Consider the following 19,043-nt stretch of genomic DNA (forward strand, 5'->3'; position numbering starts at 1 on the left):
ATTAGGACATAGCGACTCTAAAACTACATTAGATATATACACTCATGTCACTAAAAAAGCTCAAAAAAATGCAGTCCAAAAATTCGTTGCTTATATTGATGGAAATGATGAAGAATAACACTTTATTAAATGCCATTTTAAATGCCACATAATGAAATTAAATGACATTGAATGAAATAGATAAAATAAAAAAACCCTTGATATTCAAGGGTTTTGACACTGTTTGAAATTCAGTGAAATTCATGTATGGAGACGGTGGGAGTCGAACCCACGTCCAAAAGCATCGCCACTTAAGCTTCTACGAGTGTAGTTGGCATATTAGGTTTTCGCCATCTCTTCCGCCTACCAACGGGCATCCAAGCGGCTAGTCTGATTCGTCTCTTCCCTCTCCCTCAGACGGCGGGATCAGGCGTAAGCCCACTCAGTTTGAGACCCTTGCTCTCCACATGGGCGATGGAGGAAGGATCTAGCTGCGCAAATTAGGCAGCTAAAGCGTAATTTTGTTTGCCAGTTATTATTAGGTTGCGTTTTTACGAGGCCGCGACCCCTCGACTCGCCGCTTAAGCTCGAACTACTCCTGTCGAATCCGTAGCGTCCCCATATTATAAAATATAAGGTACAGGATTAGCTGGCTTAAAAGCGTATGTTTTTTATTGATTTCCTTTACAATTCATATTATAGCACAAAACTAATGGTTATCAACTGTAAACTTCTTAATAACTAACTAAAATTTTACAGTTTTTGACGTTCTCTAAAGGCGCGTTCAACTTCCCGTTTTGCTTCTTTCCGTTTCATATCTTCCCGTTTATCATATTTCTTTTTACCTTTGGCTAATCCGATTAAAACTTTTGCGTAGCCATTTTTCAAATATATTTTTAATGGAATAAGTGAATAGCCTTGTTCTTTTGTAATTCCAATGAGCTTTTGAATTTCCCGTTTATGAAGGAGCAGCTTACGTGTCCGCAACGGATCATGGTTATAACGGTTTCCTTGTTCATAAGGACTTATATGCATATTATGTAAAAACACTTCGCCTTTTTGAATTTTGGCAAAAGAGTCTTTCAAATTAACACGGCCCGCTCGAATTGATTTAATTTCCGTTCCTTGAAGGACAATGCCAGCTTCATATGTGTCTTCTATAAAATAATCATGATAGGCTTTTTTATTTTGTGCAATAACTTTCCCTTCACCTTTTGGCATTGTTGAATCTCCCCTCCTAGACATTCCTTTTCTCTAGTATCTACTATAACAAATGCATAGTTTTCCGACTAGCGAGGCGCTGCCGCTCGAATTTGAACTTTCCATGAAGATTGCACGGGTCATCTAGATACAAACACTGGCTGACCCTCTTAAAGATGAAGCGGCAGCCCATCAACTTATTTTTTCTTCTTTTTCTTCTTCTTTTTATGTCCTTTTTTAACGTGGTGATTGTTTTCTGGTTGTTTTTCTTTGTTTTTTCCTTTTCGGTGGCCACTTCCACTGTGGATCACTTTTGGCTTTTCTTTCCGTTCTGGTCTTCTTGACCCTTTCATGCCGACAATTTCAAAATCAACGATCCGTTCTTCTTTGTTGACGTTGACGACACGAACAGTGATTTCATCGCCGATTCTAAAAATATTTCCGGTCCGTTCACCGATCATAGCATATCGAGATTCATCATAATGATAGTAATCATCGGTTAAGTAACTTACATGAACGAGACCTTCAACTGTATTTGGAAGTTCAACAAACAAACCGAAATTCGTAATGGAGCTGATGATGCCGTCAAATTCTTCGCCGATCTTATCAAGCATAAACTCAGCTTTTTTCAGATCATCTGTTTCACGCTCAGCATCAACAGCCCGGCGCTCCATATTGGAAGAATGCTCAGCGATATCCGGAAGTTTTTCCCGCCAAGCTTGCTGCGTTTCTTCGTCCATTTTTCCTTCAAACAAATAAGTACGAATGAGACGATGAACAATTAAGTCCGGATAGCGGCGAATCGGTGATGTAAAATGAGTATAAAAATCAGCTGACAAACCGAAATGTCCTAAACTTTCCGCATCATAGCGAGCTTGTTTCATCGACCGGAGCATGACAGTTGAAATGACCATTTCTTCCGGTGTGCCGCGGCACTCTTCTAAAATTTGCTGCAGGGCGCGCGGATGAACTTCGTTTGCGGTTCCTTTTACTACATAGCCGAAGTTTGTAATAAATTCAAAGAAACGGTTTAATTTTTCTTCTTTCGGATCTTCATGAACCCGGTAAATAAACGGTAAATTCATCCAATGGAAATGCTCAGCAACGGTTTCATTGGCAATGAGCATGAAATCCTCAATCAATCGTTCAGCCGCGGATCTCTCGCGAATAACAACATCGGTCGGTTTGCCATCTTCATCAACCAACACTTTTGCTTCTTTAAAGTCAAAATCAATCGCACCGCGCTCAAATCTTTTTTTACGTAAAATTTCTGCGAGCTCATTCATTAAGAAAAACATCGGAACAAGCGGCTCATATTTTTCCATCAACTCAGGGTCTTTGTCAACGATGATACGATTAACATCGGAATACGTCATTCTTTCTGTCGTGCGAATGACGCTTGGGAAAATATCATGGGAAACGACTTCGCCTTTCGGATTAATTTCCATTTCACAAGAAATCGTTAACCGGTCTACTTGTGGGTTTAAACTGCAAATACCGTTGGAAAGCCGATGAGGAATCATCGGAATGACGCGGTCCACTAAGTAAATGCTCGTCCCACGTTCTAAAGCTTCCCGATCGATTGGTGTCCCTTCTTTAACGTAATAAGATACATCGGCAATATGGACGCCTAATTTATAATTTCCGTTTTCAAGTTTCGTGACAGTAACCGCATCGTCTAAATCTTTCGCATCCGCCCCGTCAATTGTCACAATCATTTGATCGCGCAAATCGCGGCGGTTTTGCAGTTCTTCTGGTTTAATTTCATCCGGAGTATTTTGTGCCTGTTCCAACACATCTTGCGGAAATTCTCTCGGAAGCTCGTATTTATAAATAATGGAAAGAATATCAACCCCCGGATCATTTTTATGTCCTAATATTTGGATGATTTCTCCTTCGGCACTCATACGGCCTTCCGGATATTTTGTTATTTTGACAACCACTTTGTGGCCATCAACAGCTCCATTTTTTGCATCTTTCGGAATAAAAATGTCGCTAGCAATTCTCTTATCGTCTGGAATGACAAAGCCGAAATATTTATTGTCTACATAAGTGCCGACAATAGTCGTAACTCCACGTTCAATGATGCGGACGACTGCCCCTTCCGGACGACCTTCTTCTGGACGGCGATCAATGCGGGCCAATACAATATCCCCATGCATCGCACCTCTTAATTCAGAAGGTGGAATAAAAATATCATCTATCGTTTGATCAATAGCTTCTACGAACGCGAATCCTTTCGAATGGGCGATAACTTTCCCCTTCACCATATTCATACGTTCCGGCACACCATAACGATTCGTTCTCGTACGAATGACGAGCCCTTCTTCTTCCATATGGACGAGCGTTTTCACAAACTCTTTAAATTCTGAAGAATCGCTAATCCCAAATGCTTCTTCCAATTCTTTAATTGTTAAAGGCTTATACGATTCTTCCCGCATAAAGGATAACAGCCGTTCAATACGATCTTCCATCCCTTTTCACACTCCTTACCAATGAAGATGATGTAAAAACTGATAAATATCGTTTTCCAACTCGTTTCGTTCTTTATCAAGTGTGATCACATGACCCGATTGTTCATACCATTTTAATTTTTTATGCACTGCTTGTACTTCGTTAAAAATGATTTCAGCGCTTTCAGTATTAACCATGTTGTCGTGGCGAGCTTGAACAACAAAAGTAGGTGCATAAATTTGATCTACATTCTGTCTGACATCAGCAATGAGCTGCTGTAAGTCTTTTAGTGTTTTCATTGGTGTTTTTTGAAATTGTTCCATTTCTGCTTCAATCTGATCTTTTGTTTTTCCTTCTTTCCGTTTATATTCTCTAGCATAAGCAAGAATCCCTTTATACATCGTCTCTTCACTTTTTATATGCATAGGTGCACACATTGGTATAACAGCCACAACCGGCATAGTGTATGCTAATTTTAAAGAGAACACTCCTCCAAGGGAAAGGCCGCAAACGGCAATCTTTTCATAGCCGTTCGTTTTTAAAAATTGGTAGCCTTCTAAGACGTCTTGCCACCAATTATCAGGACCTGTATGTACCAATTCTTCTGGCGGTACACCGTGCCCTTTATATAAAGGGGCATGACATGTGTATCCCTTGCTTTGCAAGAAACGCCCGAGCATTCTGACATCAGCCGTATTGCCTGTAAAACCATGAAGCAATAAAACGGCACGTTCCCCAGCTTCAAAAGTAAACGGTTTTGGTGGAATGATCTTCATAAAATGTAAATCTCCTTTTTCATATTCTTTACCAAATTGACCGTTCATAAGCAAATTGAACTGTTTTCCGTTGGAGGGATGTCCGCAGCCTACGAAGTATGTAATAGATCAGCAGTGTATTTCTGTACAAAATAAATGCTTTGACACCCCTGGCTCAACACTTTTAAACTTTTCATATACGCAAAAACAGCAGGCGGAAAAACACCTGCTGTTTGAAAAAGCAATTTTGATGAAATAGAACCGAACGATCAAGCAGTTTTTCAAGACCCTCTTCAAAAGAACGATTAAACTTCAAAATAAGTCACTGCAATTGATAAAATAAAGAACAAAATTGCCAAAACGATCGTTATTTTTTGTAATACAGCTTCCATCCCACGTGCTTTTTGCTTTCCGAAAAGTTGTTCCGCTCCACCGGAAATCGCCCCAGATAAACCATGGCTTTTGCCGGATTGTAATAAAACGACTACAATTAATCCAATCGATACTATAATTAATAGAGTCACTGCTACAGCATGCATCAATGATACCCCCTATTTCTTCCTACTAAGCAACTTCTATCGAACATGAATCCTTAAAAATTGCCGATTTTTATTTTATTTTTTATGTTCTTACAGTTCTGACACGCATTCCACAATAATCCCACTTTATCATAACTTTTCAAGAAAAACAAGCGGAATCAAGGGGTTAAGCGTATTGGAGTTGAAGCGCCTTTTGAATAAACGCCCCTGACCCGACTGATCAAATTGAACTCTAAGTGAAAAAAGCAGCAATCAGGTCTAGGGCCGCACAATTATCTTGTTGATTAGGAAATGAACATGTTCTTACTAGGTATCAATGATGAAATTCATATTTTGCGGTGTTTGCATCGTACCATTAAGGCGGATATCCATTGAAGCTTTAAAAATTTTGTTCTCCTGGAATTTTTATTTTTTTCTTTTTCGGAGGTGCGCTCCACTTGAAAATTTTATTTAAATATCCATAAATCTGTTTGCTTTCTTTAGCAAGGATCGGTCCCACAATTGCCAATATTAAAACATAGAGGGCTGTAAACGGCATTAATACTGGATTTAATCCGGCACTAACTCCTAAGTTTGCAACGACGATGGAAAATTCACCGCGAGCCATGATCGTTAAGCCAATGTTTGAGGAAGCTTTGTGAGACAAACCTGCTTTTCTTCCTGAAATCATTCCAGCAGTAAAGTTCCCAACGATTGTAAGGATTGCAGCGCCAAGTGCGAGCCAAACAGCATCTTTTAGTGTTGCAGGATCAATACTTAGACCAAAACTGAAAAAGAATACCGCACCAAAGAAATCGCGGAAAGGTACGACTAACCGTTCAATTCGATCGCGGTGCTCCGTTTCAGAAAAGACGAGCCCCAATAAAAGAGCGCCAATTGCTTCAGCAACATGAAGTGTTTCTGAAAAACCAGCCACAAAAAATAGAACCGCAAAAACAACAATGATAAATAATTCATTTGATTTGATAGCCAGCCATTTATTTAATAAAGGAGCACCTTTTTTGGCAATAATGAAAAATAGAAGCATATAACCTACAGAAATCAAAACAGAAGTGACAATGCCAAAGATGGAAGCAGAACCTGCCAATAACACACCTGACATTATAGTTAAGAATAAGGCGAGGAAAATGTCGTCAAATAAAATGATTCCGAGAATCAATTCGGTTTCGGGATTGGCTGTTCTTTTTAAGTCAACGAGCACTTTTGCAACGATGGCACTAGAAGACACACTTAAAAGTCCTGCAATAATCAATGTCTCAATCCATGGCATTCCTGTTATAAAACCATACAATAACCCGAGGACAAAGTTGATCGCCACGTAAATCGTGCCGCCAACAACAATATTCCGGCCGGACTTCATAAGTTTTCCTACAGAAAATTCGAGCCCTAAATAGAATAATAGGAAAAGGACGCCCATCCGGCCTAAAAAGCTAATAATTTCATTGCTTTCAATAAAGGTTAAATCTAAGAATCCAATTTGAGGGGCATGGGGACCAACAAGCATCCCCAATACAATGAGGAATGGTATGATAGAAAACTTTAGCTTATTTGCAATAATAGCTCCAATAGCGACAAGGACGAGTGCCGTACCAACCTCCAATACTAGATGATCCATCTATGCATCATCCCCCCTGCTTGAAGATAATAACTGTTGAATTAAGTCTTTGATTTGATTTCTTTCTCCTGAGATTACTAGCGTATCACCTGCTTCAATTACTGTATCAGGCCCAGGGCTATGAGATTTTTTTGAATTTCTTTTCTTAACAGCGATCACATTGATTCCATATTTATTCCGAATATCAAGTTCACCAATGGTCTTATTGATGACTGGAGCATTCGGTTCGACTTGATACCATTCAATAAGCAAATCATCAAAGGCAACTTCTACTGTTTCTAAAGCTTTCGGTTTGTAAATCATGCCGCCAAGAATGCCAGCAATTTGTCTTGCTTCTAGGTCGGATAATGTAATGCTGCTAACAACTTCATCATGATCATCTGCATCAAAATGATAAACTTCTCTTCGACCATCATCGTGAAGGATAATGACTAACTTTTCATCATTTTTTGTAATAATTTCAAATTTGCATCCAATTCCAGGGAGTTCACTTTCTCTAATATTCATCTTTAATACCTCCTAAAAATATAGATTATTGATTGAATGAAGGAATAAAACATTAGAGATTTACATCAATTTCTGTTCGAATTTTTTCATCTTTAGAAATCCCTATGTATTTTAGAGTTGCAGAAGGTGTGGCATGGTGAAAATGCTTTTGCAGAAGAGAGATTGCAACACCACGCTTATAGGCGTGATAACCGAAAGTTTTCCGCATCGTATTTGTGCCAATTTTCCCTTCAATACCAACATGTTTAGCTGCTTGATGAATAATCCGGTATGCTTGCTGGCGGGTAATTGGCTTGTTTGTTTTCGGAGATGGGAATAAGTAGTCGCCATCGTTTAAGTTTGCGGCTTCAATATAATGCTGCAACGCTTGTTTCACCTTATTGTTTAAATAAACTTCATTGCTTTTTTTGTTTTTATAAGTAATGAAATAAAAATCTTTTACTTTCCCATCTGCTGACAATACGTCGGAAACTTTCATATCTAAAATTTCTGTAATTTTCAATCCTGTATTAATTCCAAACACGAAAAGCGCATAATCTCTCTCCGAATGTTTTTTTAAGTACTTTTTCATTGCATTAATTTGTTTAATGTCCCTTATCGCTTCTACAAACTCCATATCATTTCCCCTTCATTCATGTTACTTAATTATATTATAGACTAATATTAAGTAACATGCAAAGAAAATGCTCCCACACGAAAGGAAAGGATTCAATTTTTTGAATGTGACGAGCAGAAGACCGTTTTCACGAAATCAACAACGTATGAAGGAAAAACCGAATTGAAACTTAGAATGAGAAAGGGGCGCTCATTTTTTAGACATAAAAAAGCGGCGGAATCTATAGATCCCGCCGTTTACTTTTTCGTTAATCAATTACTTTTTCAAGTTATAGAAAGCAGATAAGCCTGCATATTTGCTCATGCCGCCCAATTGATCTTCAATGCGAAGCAATTGGTTGTATTTCGCCACGCGGTCTGTACGGGATGGAGCCCCTGTTTTAATTTGACCAGCGTTTGTTGCTACAGCGATGTCAGCAATGGTGCTGTCTTCTGTTTCACCAGAACGGTGAGAAATTACTGCTGTATAGCCGGCACGTTTAGCCATTTCGATTGCATCGAATGTTTCAGTTAGTGTACCAATTTGGTTTACTTTAATTAAGATTGCGTTGCCAACGCCTTTTTCAATACCTTGCGCAAGCTTTTTCGTATTTGTTACAAACAAGTCATCGCCTACAAGTTGTACGCGATTGCCAAGGCGCTCAGTTAATAACTTATGGCCTTCCCAGTCGTTTTCATCTAAACCATCTTCAATTGAGATGATTGGATATTTATTCACTAAATTCTCGTAAAACTCAACCATTTCTGCAGATGTTTTTACAACGCCTTCACCTGCTAAATGGTATTTGCCGTCTTCTTTGTTATAAAACTCTGAAGAAGCTGCATCCATTGCCAACATGACTTGTTCACCAGGCTTATAGCCAGCTTTTTCAATGGCTTCGATGATTGTTTGTAATGCTTCTTCATTAGAGCTTAAGTTTGGCGCAAAGCCGCCTTCATCACCAACAGCAGTATTGTAGCCTTTTGCTTTTAAAACTGCTTTTAAGCTATGGAAAATTTCTGCACCCATTCGTAATGCTTCTTTAAAGCTTTCTGCACCTACAGGCATGATCATGAACTCTTGAATATCAACGTTATTGTCAGCATGAGCGCCGCCATTGATGATATTCATCATTGGTACTGGCAATGTTTTTGCGTTAAATCCGCCAAGGTAAGCATACAAAGGAATTTCTAAGAAATCAGCAGCTGCACGAGCAACAGCCATTGATACGCCAAGAATAGCATTTGCTCCTAAGTTGCTTTTATTTTCAGTGCCATCCAACTCAATTAAGCGTTGGTCAATAGCAACTTGGTCTGTTACGTCATAGCCGATAATTTCTGGAGCAATTTTTTCGTTCACATTTTCAACAGCTTTTAAAACACCTTTACCTAAGTAACGTTCTTTATCGCCATCACGCAATTCAACTGCTTCATATTCACCTGTAGAAGCACCGCTTGGCACTAAAGCTCGTCCCATTGCTCCTGATTCAGTATAAACTTCAACTTCAACCGTCGGATTGCCGCGTGAATCTAAAACTTCACGTGCATAAACGTCAACAATAATTGGCATTGTTTTTTCTCTCCTTTAAATTATTTCGTTTTTTTGGATCGATCCGTTTTTAAAAAAACTTGTGCAGGAAAAAATCCTCGGTGGTGCGCGCTTCTCACCTTGGAAAATACGAGATTTGTCCCGCTGTTTCCTGCCTATCTTTGACAAAAAGAAAGTCGTCAAAGGGCTGAATTGAAATATTTAGAATTCATTACTTAATAATTAATGACGTTCCTGTCATTTCTTTTGGTTGTTCAATATTCAATAAATCTAATAAAGTTGGTGATAAATCGCCTAAAATGCCATCATCGCGAAGTTTTAGTCCTTTCTTTGTAACGATGACAGGCACTGGATTTGTCGTATGGGCTGTCATTGGCTCCCCATGAAGGGTAACGACTTCGTCCGCATTACCATGGTCTGCGGTGATAATCGCCACGCCGCCTTTTTCCAAAATTTTATCGACAACTTTACCCAAACATTCATCAACGGCTTCCACCGCTTTAATCGTTGGTTCTAGCATTCCGGAATGACCAACCATGTCAGGGTTCGCAAAATTTAAAATAATGACATCATGCTTATCGGCATCCAGTTCCGCTAGCAGCGCTTCTGTTACTTCATAAGCGCTCATTTCCGGTTTTAAATCATAAGTCGGAACTTTTGGCGAATCGATTAAAATCCGCTCTTCACCAGGAAACTTCTCTTCACGGCCGCCGCTAAAGAAGAATGTGACGTGCGGATATTTTTCCGTTTCAGCAATTCTTAACTGCTTCAAGCCGTGTTGTGAAAGAACTTCACCACATGTATTGTCCAAATTAACTGTTTTAAACGCAACATAGCCGTCAACGGTTTCACTAAAGTGTGTCAAGCAGACAAAATATAAATCCTTCGGCGCTTTAGGTCCGCGGTCAAATTCGCGGAAATCTTCATTTGTAAAAGCGCGTGAAATTTGAATGGCACGGTCTGGACGGAAATTATAAAAGATGACAGCATCCCGGTCTGTAATGGTCGCAACCGGCTCGCCATTTTCTTTTACAATAACCGATGGCAAAACAAATTCATCAAAAATACCATTTTGATAAGAATCCTCCACACATTCGATCGCTGAATGGTACGTCGGACCTTCGCCATAAACCATTGCATCATAAGATTTTTTCACACGATCCCAGCGCTTATCGCGGTCCATGGAGTAATAGCGTCCGGAAATCGTCGCAAACTGGCCGACGCCAATTTCTTTAAATTTTTCTTCCGCTTCTTCAATAAAGCCTTTTGCTGTTTGCGGACCGACGTCACGGCCATCTAAAAAGCCATGGACATAAACGCGTTCCACACCTTCGGCTTTCGCCATTTTGAGCAGCGCATACATATGGTTAATATGGCTATGGACTCCTCCATCGGATAATAAACCGAAAATGTGTAAGCTTGTATTGTTCTTTTTCACATGTTCCATCGCTTGACAGAACGTTTCATTCTTGAAAAACTCGCCTTTACGGATCGCAATATTAACACGTGTTAAACTTTGATAAACAATGCGGCCGGCACCGATATTTAAATGTCCGACTTCTGAGTTTCCCATCTGTCCTTCCGGCAAACCAACAGCCTCACCGCATGCGGTTAGCTGCGTGTGCGGGAACTCATTCCAGTAACGGTCGAAATTCGGTTTATTCGCCTGTTTGACCGCATTCCCTTTGATTTCATCCCGTAAACCAAATCCATCTAAAATAATCAACGCATGTGGTTTTCTACCCATTTTGTTTCACTGCCTCCAAAAGCTGCAAGAACGAATCCGGCTCTAAGCTGGCACCGCCGACAAGGGCGCCATCAATGTTCGGCCGGGCCATAAATTCTCCAATATTATCCGGCTTTACACTGCCTCCATATTGAATTCGAACACTTTCAGCTACTTCATTATCAAACAATTTTCCTATGACTTCACGGATATAACCGCAAACTTCATCGGCATCGGTTGCATCTGAAGACTTGCCAGTGCCAATCGCCCAAATTGGTTCATAGGCGATGACCACTTGCTTAGCAAGCTCATTTGAAAGACCTGCTAATCCTTTTTCTACTTGTGCACCAACAACTGCATTCGTTGAACCTGCTTCGCGCTGTTCTAATGTTTCACCAACACAAACGATTGGTGTAAGACCATGGGCAAATGCGGCATGGACTTTTTTATTGACTGTCTCGTCCGTTTCAGCAAACATTTCACGCCGTTCGGAATGGCCGATAATAACGTAGTCAACGCCAATATCGCGAAGCTGAATTGGGCTAATTTCGCCTGTAAAAGCCCCTTTTTGTTCAAAATGCATGTTTTGCGCACCAATTTTTAAGTTCGTATCTTTTGTTAAATTGCTTAGACGCTCTAAAAATAGAAAAGGCGCACAAACGACCGAATCTACTTTTTCAGGTGAAGGAATCGAATTTTTTACCTGATCGACGAAACTTATAGCTTCGGCTAAAGTTTTGTGCATTTTCCAATTTGCTGCAATAATTGGTTTTCTCATCTTTTTCGCTCCTTAAAATTTCCTCACCTTAACTTACTTGGATGGGGAAAAGAAGTGCCCTTTAATTACTTGTCATTTAACGCTGCGACACCAGGCAATTCTTTACCTTCCATAAATTCGAGCGATGCTCCACCACCCGTGGAAATGTGGTCCATTTTATCAGCTAAGCCAAATTTTTCAACAGCTGCAGCTGAATCTCCACCGCCAATGACAGTATATGTATGTTCAGCTTCTGCTAAAGCTTGAGCAACGCCTTTTGTACCATTGGCAAACTTGTCCATTTCAAATACACCCATTGGACCATTCCAAATGACAAGCTTCGATTTTTGAATGACTTCCCGATATTGTTCCACTGTTTCTGGACCGATGTCAAGGCCTTGCCAATCTGCAGGAATTTCATCAATACGAACAACCTTTGTTTCAGCATCATTTGAAAATTCATTGGCAACGACTGCATCGATTGGCATTAGGAAATTAACGCCTTTTTCTTTCGCTTTTTCGATAAATGATTTCGCAAGATCAATTTTATCTTCTTCTAGTAGCGATTTTCCAATTTCATAACCTTGTGCTTTAATAAATGTGAAAACTAATCCGCCGCCAATAATTAGGTTGTCCACTTTATCCAACAGATTTTCAATAACGCCGATTTTATCTTTTACTTTTGCTCCACCGATAATGGCGGTAAATGGGCGTTCAGGATTTGATAAAGCCTTTCCTAAAACTTCAAGCTCTTTTTCCATCAAAAATCCGGCAACAGCAGGAAGATGATGGGCAATTCCTTCGGTAGAAGCGTGGGCACGGTGCGCAGCTCCAAAAGCATCATTCACGTAAATATCAGCTAAAGCTGCAAACGAACGCGCAAGTTCTGGATCATTTTTTTCTTCTCCAGGATAAAAACGGACGTTTTCTAATAGAAGCAAATCTCCATTTTGCATTTTTGCAATTTCCTGTTCAACTTCAGGACCGTATGCTTCATCCGTTTTCTTCACAGGTTTTCCGATTAGCTCGCTTAATCTTTGAGCGACCGCAGTTAAACGCATTTCTTCAACTACTTTTCCTTTTGGACGACCAAGGTGGCTCGCTAAAATGACTTTTGCACCTTGCTCGCTTAAATATTGGATGGTCGGTATCGCTGCACGAATACGAGTATCGTCTGTGACTTGGCCGTCTTGCATCGGCACATTAAAATCTACGCGGCAAAATACTCTTTTTCCATTGACATCGATGTCACGGATCGACTTTTTGTTCATTTGCCCGCGGCCTCCTTTTCTTTCTCAAATAAATGGTTGTTTTCGTCGCAAGTAACGCGAAAAGAGGGGGTCAAAGGCAACCTTCCTTTTTCTCCCTCTATTTCTTACATTATGATATTATAAACGTTCCTTGTCTACAGTTCACTACTAGGGAAACAAATTTTATAAAAAAAGCTAAAAAATTAAAATTATAGTCCTTTTTTTGCAATGTAATCGATCAGGTCAACAATGCGGTGAGAATAGCCGGTTTCATTGTCGTACCAAGAAACAACTTTTACTAAACTTCCTTCGATCACCATTGTAGATAAGGCATCGATCGTTGATGAAGCAGTTGAACCGTTATAATCTCTTGAAACGAGTGGCAATTCACTGTAATCTAAAATTCCTTTCAATGGTCCTTCTGCTGCTTCTTTTAAAGCTGCATTCACTTCTTCTACCGTTACCGTTTTTTCAAGCTCTGCCACAAGGTCAACGAGGGAAACATTTGGGGTTGGTACACGCATCGCCATACCGTTCAGCTTTCCTTTTAATTCTGGCAATACGAGCGCAACAGCTTTCGCAGCTCCGGTCGTTGTCGGAATAATAGATTCAGCAGCCGCGCGGGCACGACGGTAATCTTTGTGCGGCAAATCTAAAATTTGCTGATCATTCGTATAAGAGTGAACCGTTGTCATCATACCGCGTTTGATGCCAAATTTAGTATGGAGCACTTTCGCAAATGGCGCCAAACAATTTGTCGTACAAGAAGCGTTCGAAATGACATGATGGTTTTGCGGATCGTATTTGTCTTCGTTGACGCCCATGACGATTGTAATATCTTCATCTTTTGCCGGTGCTGAAATAATGACTTTTTTAGCTCCAGCCTCTAAATGCTTGGAAGCATCTACTCGTTTTGTGAAGCGACCCGTTGACTCAATCACTATATCAACGCCAAGCTCGCCCCAACCTAAATTAGCCGGATCGCGCTCTGCTTTTACAACGATTTCTTTCCCATCAACAACGATATTATTGCCGTTTACTTCTACTCTTTTTTCAAATTTGCCGTGAACAGAATCAAATTGCAGCAAATGTGCAAGCATTTTCGCATCTGTTAAATCATTGATGGCCACAATCTCAACATTCGGATGATTCACCGCTGCCCGAAACACAGTCCGCCCAATTCTACCAAACCCATTTATACCTACTTTTACTGTCATCCTATATCCTCCTTAAAAATCAATAATCTCTTATTTATAACCCAATGCTTTAATAATGGGGAATTAATTAATTTGAATAAGTTTCTGTTAAACAATATTTTTTATAGCGTAGTTCATTGATCAATTGAAAAACTTACCTTTTCTCTTATTACTTTTTGCAAATATACATATTTTTAATATTCATCTTAAAAACTATCGTTAGTTGAATTTGCATAGTCTTGAATAAGCGCTCTTGCTGCTCCTTCATCTGTGATCAAAATCGTTTTCCTGCCTTGTTCTTGCTTCATAACAGCTTGAATGGCCCTAGCCTTTGATGCACCTCCCGCAACTGCAATAATGCAAGGTACATTTTGCAAATACTCAAGTTGAAGTCCGATCGTTCGCACTTTATGAACGATCTTCCCATCGGCATCAAAATAATAGCCGAATGCTTCACCAACTGCCTGCCCGTCAATGATTTTCTGAGTTGTTTCCTGATCGTGCTTTCTCCGTTTTACCATATTCATGGCGTCCCCGATCCCATGAACAACCATCGTTGCTCGTTTTAACATCTCTAAAGCATCTTTGATCGCAGGTTCTTCAACTAGGGAAGCATAGGCATCTTCGCTCACTTGATCCGGCACATGCAAAAGCTTATATTGCCCCATCGTTTTTTCAGCCATTTTGGCAACGATTGTGTTTGCTTGATTTTCAACATATTCACCTAAACCGCCACGTGCTGGGAAAAACATAAGCTTGCGTCCTTCTATGTCGGGGGTCATCATTTCAGCTACTGCCGCTAATGTAGACCCTCCTGTAATGGCGATAATATTATTTGAAGTAAAGCTTTTCTTCATACGGCTGGCACATGCTCTTCCCATTTCTTTTTTCACTAGTTCGTTCTGGTCGCTATCTCCAGAAACGATGATCACTTCTTGAATATTTAAAATTTCTTTTAATTTGTGTTCTAAATGTTTTAAACCTGATACTTCTTTCATGATCGGTTCAAGCTGTTTGATCACTTGCCTGCCGTCGTCTGTTAAACTCATTCCAGCGGCTGCAACAGAAATAAGTCCTTGTTCTTTTAACAACATAATTTCTCCGCGGAGAACGCGTTCTGTCATCCCTAAATGAGCAGCTAATACGCGGCGGCCGACCGGTTCCATCAAGCGAACGTATTTTAAAATTTGATGTCGTTTAAAAATCGTGTCAATAAAATCCGGTGATAGTTTTTGCAGTAGTTTTAATACATCTTCCACAATACCTTCCCCTTAATTGAATGATTTCCCACTAGGACGTTTTTTGTCCCATCTAGACAAATTTTGTCCCATTCAGGGTAAAAAAAATCATTCCTGCTATGAAAATAATTTTAACAGGAATAATATTAATGTTCAACAAATTCGTCATCTCTTTCTAACAAATATCTTCTGATCGTTTCGACATCAATCATCCCGTAATCGATTTCCTTGCCGTCAATTTCGACGACTGGGATCATTAAATGATATTTTTCTAACAAGCGATCATTTTGGTAAATATCGATTTCATTAATGACAAGGGGAAATTGTTGTGCCAACTTGAGCAATTGGTCTTTTGCTTTCTCGCAAAGTGGACAAACTGTTCTTGTGTATAAATTGACGTAAATCGGGTGTTTCATGCAGAATATTTCTCCTTTGGCAAAAGAATCAGAACAATGCGGCAATTTTCTTCATTGGAGCTTTTAACTATAAAATTATTAATATCTTTTTCTCTTTGAAGAAGAAAGAATTCCGAGCTGTTCGCGATATTTGGCCACCGTCCGCCGCGAAATATTGTATCCATGCTTCTCTTTTAGTATGACGGCTATTTGTTGGTCTGACAACGGTTTTTTCTTATTTTCTTTATCGATAATTGCTTTAATCGTTTCTTTAACCGCTTTTGATGATACATCTTCCAAATTCTCAGTTTGAATCGTAGAAGTAAAAAAGTATTTTAATTCAAATACGCCTTTTGGTGTTTGTACATATTTTCCATTGACCGTCCGGCTGACCGTAGATTCATGAACACCAATTTTCTCGGCTACTTCTTTCATCGTCAAAGGCTTTAATTTGCCATGTTCAAAATGGAAAAATTCCGCTTGCTTTTCTAAAATTGCTTCCATTACTTTCTGCATGGTCAACAACCGCTGTTCATATGCTTTTTTAATAAAGTGGACATGTTCTAATTTTTCCTTTAAATATTTGTTCGCTTCATTACTTAGTTTGTTCATGAAACTTTCGTAAGCGCTATCAATTTTAATAGTAGGAATCACGTCTTCATTAAAACTTAACGCAAATGTTCCATCATTTTGTCTCGTAATAATCATATCTGGAATAATATAATTAGGCGCTTCTTTCGTAAAAGCACTTCCTGGGCGTGGATTCAACGTTTGAATATAATCGAACACTTCCTGAATTTTTTCAATTGGTTCTTGAATGATTTGGCTAATTTCTTTCCATTTCCGGTCTGCCAGCTTTTCTAAGTGCTGTTCTACAATTTGTTCTGCCAACAAGTTCCGCTCTTGTTGATTTTTAAGTTGCAAAAGTAAACATTCTTGAAGGTTACGAGCACCAACCCCAGGCGGATCACATTCCTGAATTTTGCCCAAGAGTTCTTCAACTTTTTCTATAGTAACGGAAAACCGCGCACTGATTTCCTCAATATTTCCAACAAAATAACCCGCATCATTAATTGATAATATTAAATAGTCCAATATTTGCTTTTCTTTTCCGTTCACGTCCATGAGACCAATTTGTTTTAGTAAATGATCATGTATGGAAGTCGCATTCGAGTACCGGTCGACTTTTTGGAAAGGTTCTCCGGTAAAAGTCGTTGAATTTTTTTTCTTACGCTTTTTACTCGCATAAATTTGTAATGGTTCTACAACATTTAAAAGTGGATTTTCCGTAGCTTGTTCCTGTAAAAATTGCATAAGTTCCGCTGAAGAAAATTGCAGCAATGAAATCGCTTGTCTCAATTCCGTAGTCATGACGAGTTTCGTCGTTTGCAGTTGCACTAGACCTTGTTTCATATGCATCCCCCTTATGTAGCATTTTACTATAAATATTAATACTATTGTATGGAAACGCTTACTATTATTGATAAAAAATTTTTATTAATTTGAATTTATACATTTGCTGAAATAAGAATAACACTCTAAATCATAGGAATGTGAATGATTAAGAGTGTTTTGTACCTTTCGATTGGAACTTTTCAGTTAGATTTCGGGCAAATTTTATTGAATTCATTCGTATTCTTTTTGCACCTTGAAAAATAAAAATAGCCGAAAACGCAAAATGATGCGATTTTCGGCTATTATTGGTATACCCCTAAAAATTAAAAACGCCCTCGGCAGGAATCGAACCCACAGTTCAAGAACCGGAATCTTGCGTGTTATCCATTACACCACGAGGGCAAACGTGACAAATTATATTATAGGAAAAATTATATTGTTTTGCAAGCAGTAATTTTTCTCAGGTTTGCATGAAGTAAGTAAAATTAAACGCTATCCCTAAAGAAATATCAACTAATTAAAAGACCTATGGAGATTAAACTTAAGCTTACGTTTGAACTTCTAAACGTTGTTACTTGATTCCAAAAGTACACCAATGTTTTCCAGGAATTTAAATTTATTATTACGTACTGATTTACTCAAAAACTGTAAAAACCAATAAAGCAATCTTTGATCTTTCATACCGCGCATATTTTGACATCTTAAGCCATACAATGAATTAGCCGCTCCATCTGCCTGTTACGATTTTACTAAATTAGACGCAGTATCGTTTAAAATTGTGCAAAATGGGCATACAAAAACTATGGTGAGAAGAAAAGATGAACGATACATAACATCATGTTTGCCCATTATTGACCTTTCATTGTATTATGGAATTAGAAGTCATTTTTTGAAAAAGGAGGATAACTATCATTATGAGTTACTTAATTCCAACTGTTATTGAGCAAACAAACCGCGGGGAAAGAGCATATGATATTTATTCAAGATTATTAAAAGACCGGATCATAATGTTAGGAACACCTATTGATGATACTGTCGCAAACTCGATTGTCGCACAACTTTTATTCTTGGCTGCTGAAGATCCTGATAAGGATATTTCATTGTACATAAATAGCCCTGGTGGTTCTATTACAGCAGGTATGGCTATTTATGATACGATGCAGTTTATTAAACCTGATGTATCTACGATTTGCATCGGTATGGCAGCTTCTATGGGAGCATTTTTGCTATGCGCTGGTGCCCCTGGAAAACGTTTTGCATTGCCGAACAGTGAAATTATGATTCACCAACCACTTGGCGGTACACAAGGTCAAGCAACTGATATTGAAATTCATGCAAGACGTATTATTAGAATGCGTGAAAAATTAAATTCTATTATGGCTGAAAGAACAGGGCAACCAATCGAAGTGATCAATCGCGACACAGAAAGAGATAATTTCATGGATGCAGAAAAAGCAAGAGAGTACGGATTGATCGACAAAGTTATTACAAAAAGCCATAATTAAGGCAAAACAATAATTAAAGCAAAAAGCTTCCACCAAAAAAGGCGGAAGCTTTTTACTCATTGAAAAAAATTAAATATGTTCTTTTTCTACAAATGCTGCAAGTTTTTCTACAGCTTCTTTTTCATCATGGCCTTCAGCATATAGCTTAATGACAGCACCTGATTCTACAGCCAAGCTCATCAAGCCCATAATGCTTTTTGCATTCACTTTTTTCCCTTGTTTCTCTAAAAAAATGTCAGAAGAAAAGCGGTTCGCTTCTTGAACGAACAATGCTGCTGGACGTGCTTGCAAACCAGTCTTCAACTTTACTGTCATCGTTTTCTCTATCACAATGTCATCCTCCTTGTCAAACACAACCACATTATTATTTATTTTATCAAAGCAAACAA

17 protein-coding genes, 1 tRNA gene and 1 other RNA gene are annotated in these 19,043 nt (G+C 38.9%); 1 reads left to right on the forward strand and 18 read right to left on the reverse strand.

Translation table 11 applies throughout. From position 1 onward, the window contains the following. Positions 1-244: 244 nt before the first annotated feature. From ssrA to HR057_RS15595, 17 genes are all read right to left on the reverse strand, one after another. Positions 245-599: a transfer-messenger RNA gene (gene ssrA, locus HR057_RS15515) on the reverse strand. Positions 600-732: 133 nt separating this feature from the next. Next, the gene (gene smpB, locus HR057_RS15520) at positions 733-1,200 is read right to left on the reverse strand and encodes an SsrA-binding protein SmpB (RefSeq protein ID WP_173732354.1); all 468 of its coding nucleotides are present in this window, start codon (positions 1,198-1,200) and stop codon (positions 733-735) included. A 176-nt stretch (positions 1,201-1,376) separates the two neighbouring features. Continuing rightward, positions 1,377-3,653: a ribonuclease R gene (gene rnr, locus HR057_RS15525; protein WP_173732355.1), complete on the reverse strand. Its 2,277-nt coding sequence runs from the start codon at positions 3,651-3,653 to the stop codon at positions 1,377-1,379. A 15-nt stretch (positions 3,654-3,668) separates the two neighbouring features. After that, on the reverse strand, positions 3,669-4,409 hold the full coding sequence (locus HR057_RS15530; RefSeq protein ID WP_173732356.1) for an alpha/beta hydrolase: 741 nt from the start codon (positions 4,407-4,409) through the stop codon (positions 3,669-3,671). 284 nt (positions 4,410-4,693) lie between these two features. Beyond that, on the reverse strand, positions 4,694-4,927 hold the full coding sequence (secG, locus tag HR057_RS15535; RefSeq protein WP_173732357.1) for a preprotein translocase subunit SecG: 234 nt from the start codon (positions 4,925-4,927) through the stop codon (positions 4,694-4,696). A gap of 379 nt (positions 4,928-5,306) precedes the next feature. Then, positions 5,307-6,542, reverse strand: a complete 1,236-nt coding sequence (locus tag HR057_RS15540) for a cation:proton antiporter (protein ID WP_173732358.1) — start codon at positions 6,540-6,542, stop codon at positions 5,307-5,309. Further along, positions 6,543-7,049: a cation:proton antiporter regulatory subunit gene (locus HR057_RS15545; RefSeq protein ID WP_173732359.1), complete on the reverse strand. Its 507-nt coding sequence runs from the start codon at positions 7,047-7,049 to the stop codon at positions 6,543-6,545. Between the two features lie 52 nt (positions 7,050-7,101). Next, entirely contained in the window at positions 7,102-7,665 is a 564-nt protein-coding gene (locus HR057_RS15550; protein ID WP_173732360.1) for a tyrosine-type recombinase/integrase, read from the reverse strand. Between the two features lie 255 nt (positions 7,666-7,920). Continuing rightward, positions 7,921-9,213, reverse strand: coding sequence for a phosphopyruvate hydratase (gene eno, locus HR057_RS15555; RefSeq protein ID WP_173732361.1), 1,293 nt, complete (start codon positions 9,211-9,213; stop codon positions 7,921-7,923). A gap of 190 nt (positions 9,214-9,403) precedes the next feature. Beyond that, the gene (gpmI, locus tag HR057_RS15560) at positions 9,404-10,939 is read right to left on the reverse strand and encodes a 2,3-bisphosphoglycerate-independent phosphoglycerate mutase (protein ID WP_173732362.1); all 1,536 of its coding nucleotides are present in this window, start codon (positions 10,937-10,939) and stop codon (positions 9,404-9,406) included. Beyond that, positions 10,932-11,696: a triose-phosphate isomerase gene (gene tpiA / locus HR057_RS15565; RefSeq protein ID WP_173732363.1), complete on the reverse strand. Its 765-nt coding sequence runs from the start codon at positions 11,694-11,696 to the stop codon at positions 10,932-10,934. Before tpiA ends, gpmI begins: the two co-directional genes overlap by 8 nt. 65 nt (positions 11,697-11,761) lie before the next feature. Then, positions 11,762-12,946 (reverse strand): phosphoglycerate kinase, encoded by a 1,185-nt coding sequence (locus HR057_RS15570; RefSeq protein WP_173732364.1) that lies wholly within the window; start codon positions 12,944-12,946, stop codon positions 11,762-11,764. A gap of 188 nt (positions 12,947-13,134) precedes the next feature. Beyond that, positions 13,135-14,142, reverse strand: a complete 1,008-nt coding sequence (gene gap, locus HR057_RS15575; protein ID WP_173732365.1) for a type I glyceraldehyde-3-phosphate dehydrogenase — start codon at positions 14,140-14,142, stop codon at positions 13,135-13,137. A 185-nt stretch (positions 14,143-14,327) separates the two neighbouring features. Further along, positions 14,328-15,380 carry a sugar-binding transcriptional regulator gene (locus HR057_RS15580; protein WP_173732366.1) on the reverse strand — a complete coding sequence of 351 codons (1,053 nt, stop codon included), beginning with the start codon at positions 15,378-15,380 and terminating at the stop codon, positions 14,328-14,330. Positions 15,381-15,505: 125 nt separating this feature from the next. Continuing rightward, positions 15,506-15,775: a glutaredoxin family protein gene (locus HR057_RS15585; protein WP_196237963.1), complete on the reverse strand. Its 270-nt coding sequence runs from the start codon at positions 15,773-15,775 to the stop codon at positions 15,506-15,508. A gap of 78 nt (positions 15,776-15,853) precedes the next feature. Continuing rightward, positions 15,854-17,167 (reverse strand): RNA polymerase factor sigma-54, encoded by a 1,314-nt coding sequence (gene rpoN / locus HR057_RS15590; protein ID WP_173732367.1) that lies wholly within the window; start codon positions 17,165-17,167, stop codon positions 15,854-15,856. 312 nt (positions 17,168-17,479) lie between these two features. Next, a tRNA-Arg gene (locus HR057_RS15595) sits at positions 17,480-17,551 on the reverse strand. Positions 17,552-18,063: 512 nt separating this feature from the next. Here HR057_RS15595 and clpP point away from each other — a divergent pair. Beyond that, the gene (gene clpP / locus HR057_RS15600) at positions 18,064-18,654 is read left to right on the forward strand and encodes an ATP-dependent Clp endopeptidase proteolytic subunit ClpP (RefSeq protein ID WP_173732368.1); all 591 of its coding nucleotides are present in this window, start codon (positions 18,064-18,066) and stop codon (positions 18,652-18,654) included. A gap of 69 nt (positions 18,655-18,723) precedes the next feature. On the opposite strand, the gene HR057_RS15605 is transcribed toward clpP, so the two are convergent. Next, positions 18,724-18,969, reverse strand: a complete 246-nt coding sequence (locus HR057_RS15605; RefSeq protein WP_196237965.1) for an HPr family phosphocarrier protein — start codon at positions 18,967-18,969, stop codon at positions 18,724-18,726. Between the last annotated feature and the right edge of the window lie 74 nt (positions 18,970-19,043).

This window comes from Calidifontibacillus erzurumensis, assembly GCF_013303125.1.
In the GTDB taxonomy this organism is placed as follows: domain Bacteria; phylum Bacillota; class Bacilli; order Bacillales; family Bacillaceae_J; genus Calidifontibacillus; species Calidifontibacillus erzurumensis.

Bases quoted from the DNA above. Each gene is read 5' to 3' on its own strand.
- smpB (WP_173732354.1), bottom strand. From the start codon at position 1,200: ATGCCAAAAGGTGAAGGGAAAGTTATTGCACAAAATAAAAAAGCCTAT.
- rnr (WP_173732355.1), bottom strand. From the start codon at position 3,653: ATGGAAGATCGTATTGAACGGCTGTTATCCTTTATGCGGGAAGAATCG.
- HR057_RS15530 (WP_173732356.1), bottom strand. From the start codon at position 4,409: ATGAAGATCATTCCACCAAAACCGTTTACTTTTGAAGCTGGGGAACGT.
- secG (WP_173732357.1), bottom strand. From the start codon at position 4,927: ATGCATGCTGTAGCAGTGACTCTATTAATTATAGTATCGATTGGATTA.
- HR057_RS15540 (WP_173732358.1), bottom strand. From the start codon at position 6,542: ATGGATCATCTAGTATTGGAGGTTGGTACGGCACTCGTCCTTGTCGCT.
- HR057_RS15545 (WP_173732359.1), bottom strand. From the start codon at position 7,049: ATGAATATTAGAGAAAGTGAACTCCCTGGAATTGGATGCAAATTTGAA.
- HR057_RS15550 (WP_173732360.1), bottom strand. From the start codon at position 7,665: ATGGAGTTTGTAGAAGCGATAAGGGACATTAAACAAATTAATGCAATG.
- eno (WP_173732361.1), bottom strand. From the start codon at position 9,213: ATGCCAATTATTGTTGACGTTTATGCACGTGAAGTTTTAGATTCACGC.
- gpmI (WP_173732362.1), bottom strand. From the start codon at position 10,939: ATGGGTAGAAAACCACATGCGTTGATTATTTTAGATGGATTTGGTTTA.
- tpiA (WP_173732363.1), bottom strand. From the start codon at position 11,696: ATGAGAAAACCAATTATTGCAGCAAATTGGAAAATGCACAAAACTTTA.
- HR057_RS15570 (WP_173732364.1), bottom strand. From the start codon at position 12,946: ATGAACAAAAAGTCGATCCGTGACATCGATGTCAATGGAAAAAGAGTA.
- gap (WP_173732365.1), bottom strand. From the start codon at position 14,142: ATGACAGTAAAAGTAGGTATAAATGGGTTTGGTAGAATTGGGCGGACT.
- HR057_RS15585 (WP_196237963.1), bottom strand. From the start codon at position 15,775: ATGAAACACCCGATTTACGTCAATTTATACACAAGAACAGTTTGTCCA.
- rpoN (WP_173732367.1), bottom strand. From the start codon at position 17,167: ATGAAACAAGGTCTAGTGCAACTGCAAACGACGAAACTCGTCATGACT.
- clpP (WP_173732368.1), top strand. From the start codon at position 18,064: ATGAGTTACTTAATTCCAACTGTTATTGAGCAAACAAACCGCGGGGAA.
- HR057_RS15605 (WP_196237965.1), bottom strand. From the start codon at position 18,969: ATGACAGTAAAGTTGAAGACTGGTTTGCAAGCACGTCCAGCAGCATTG.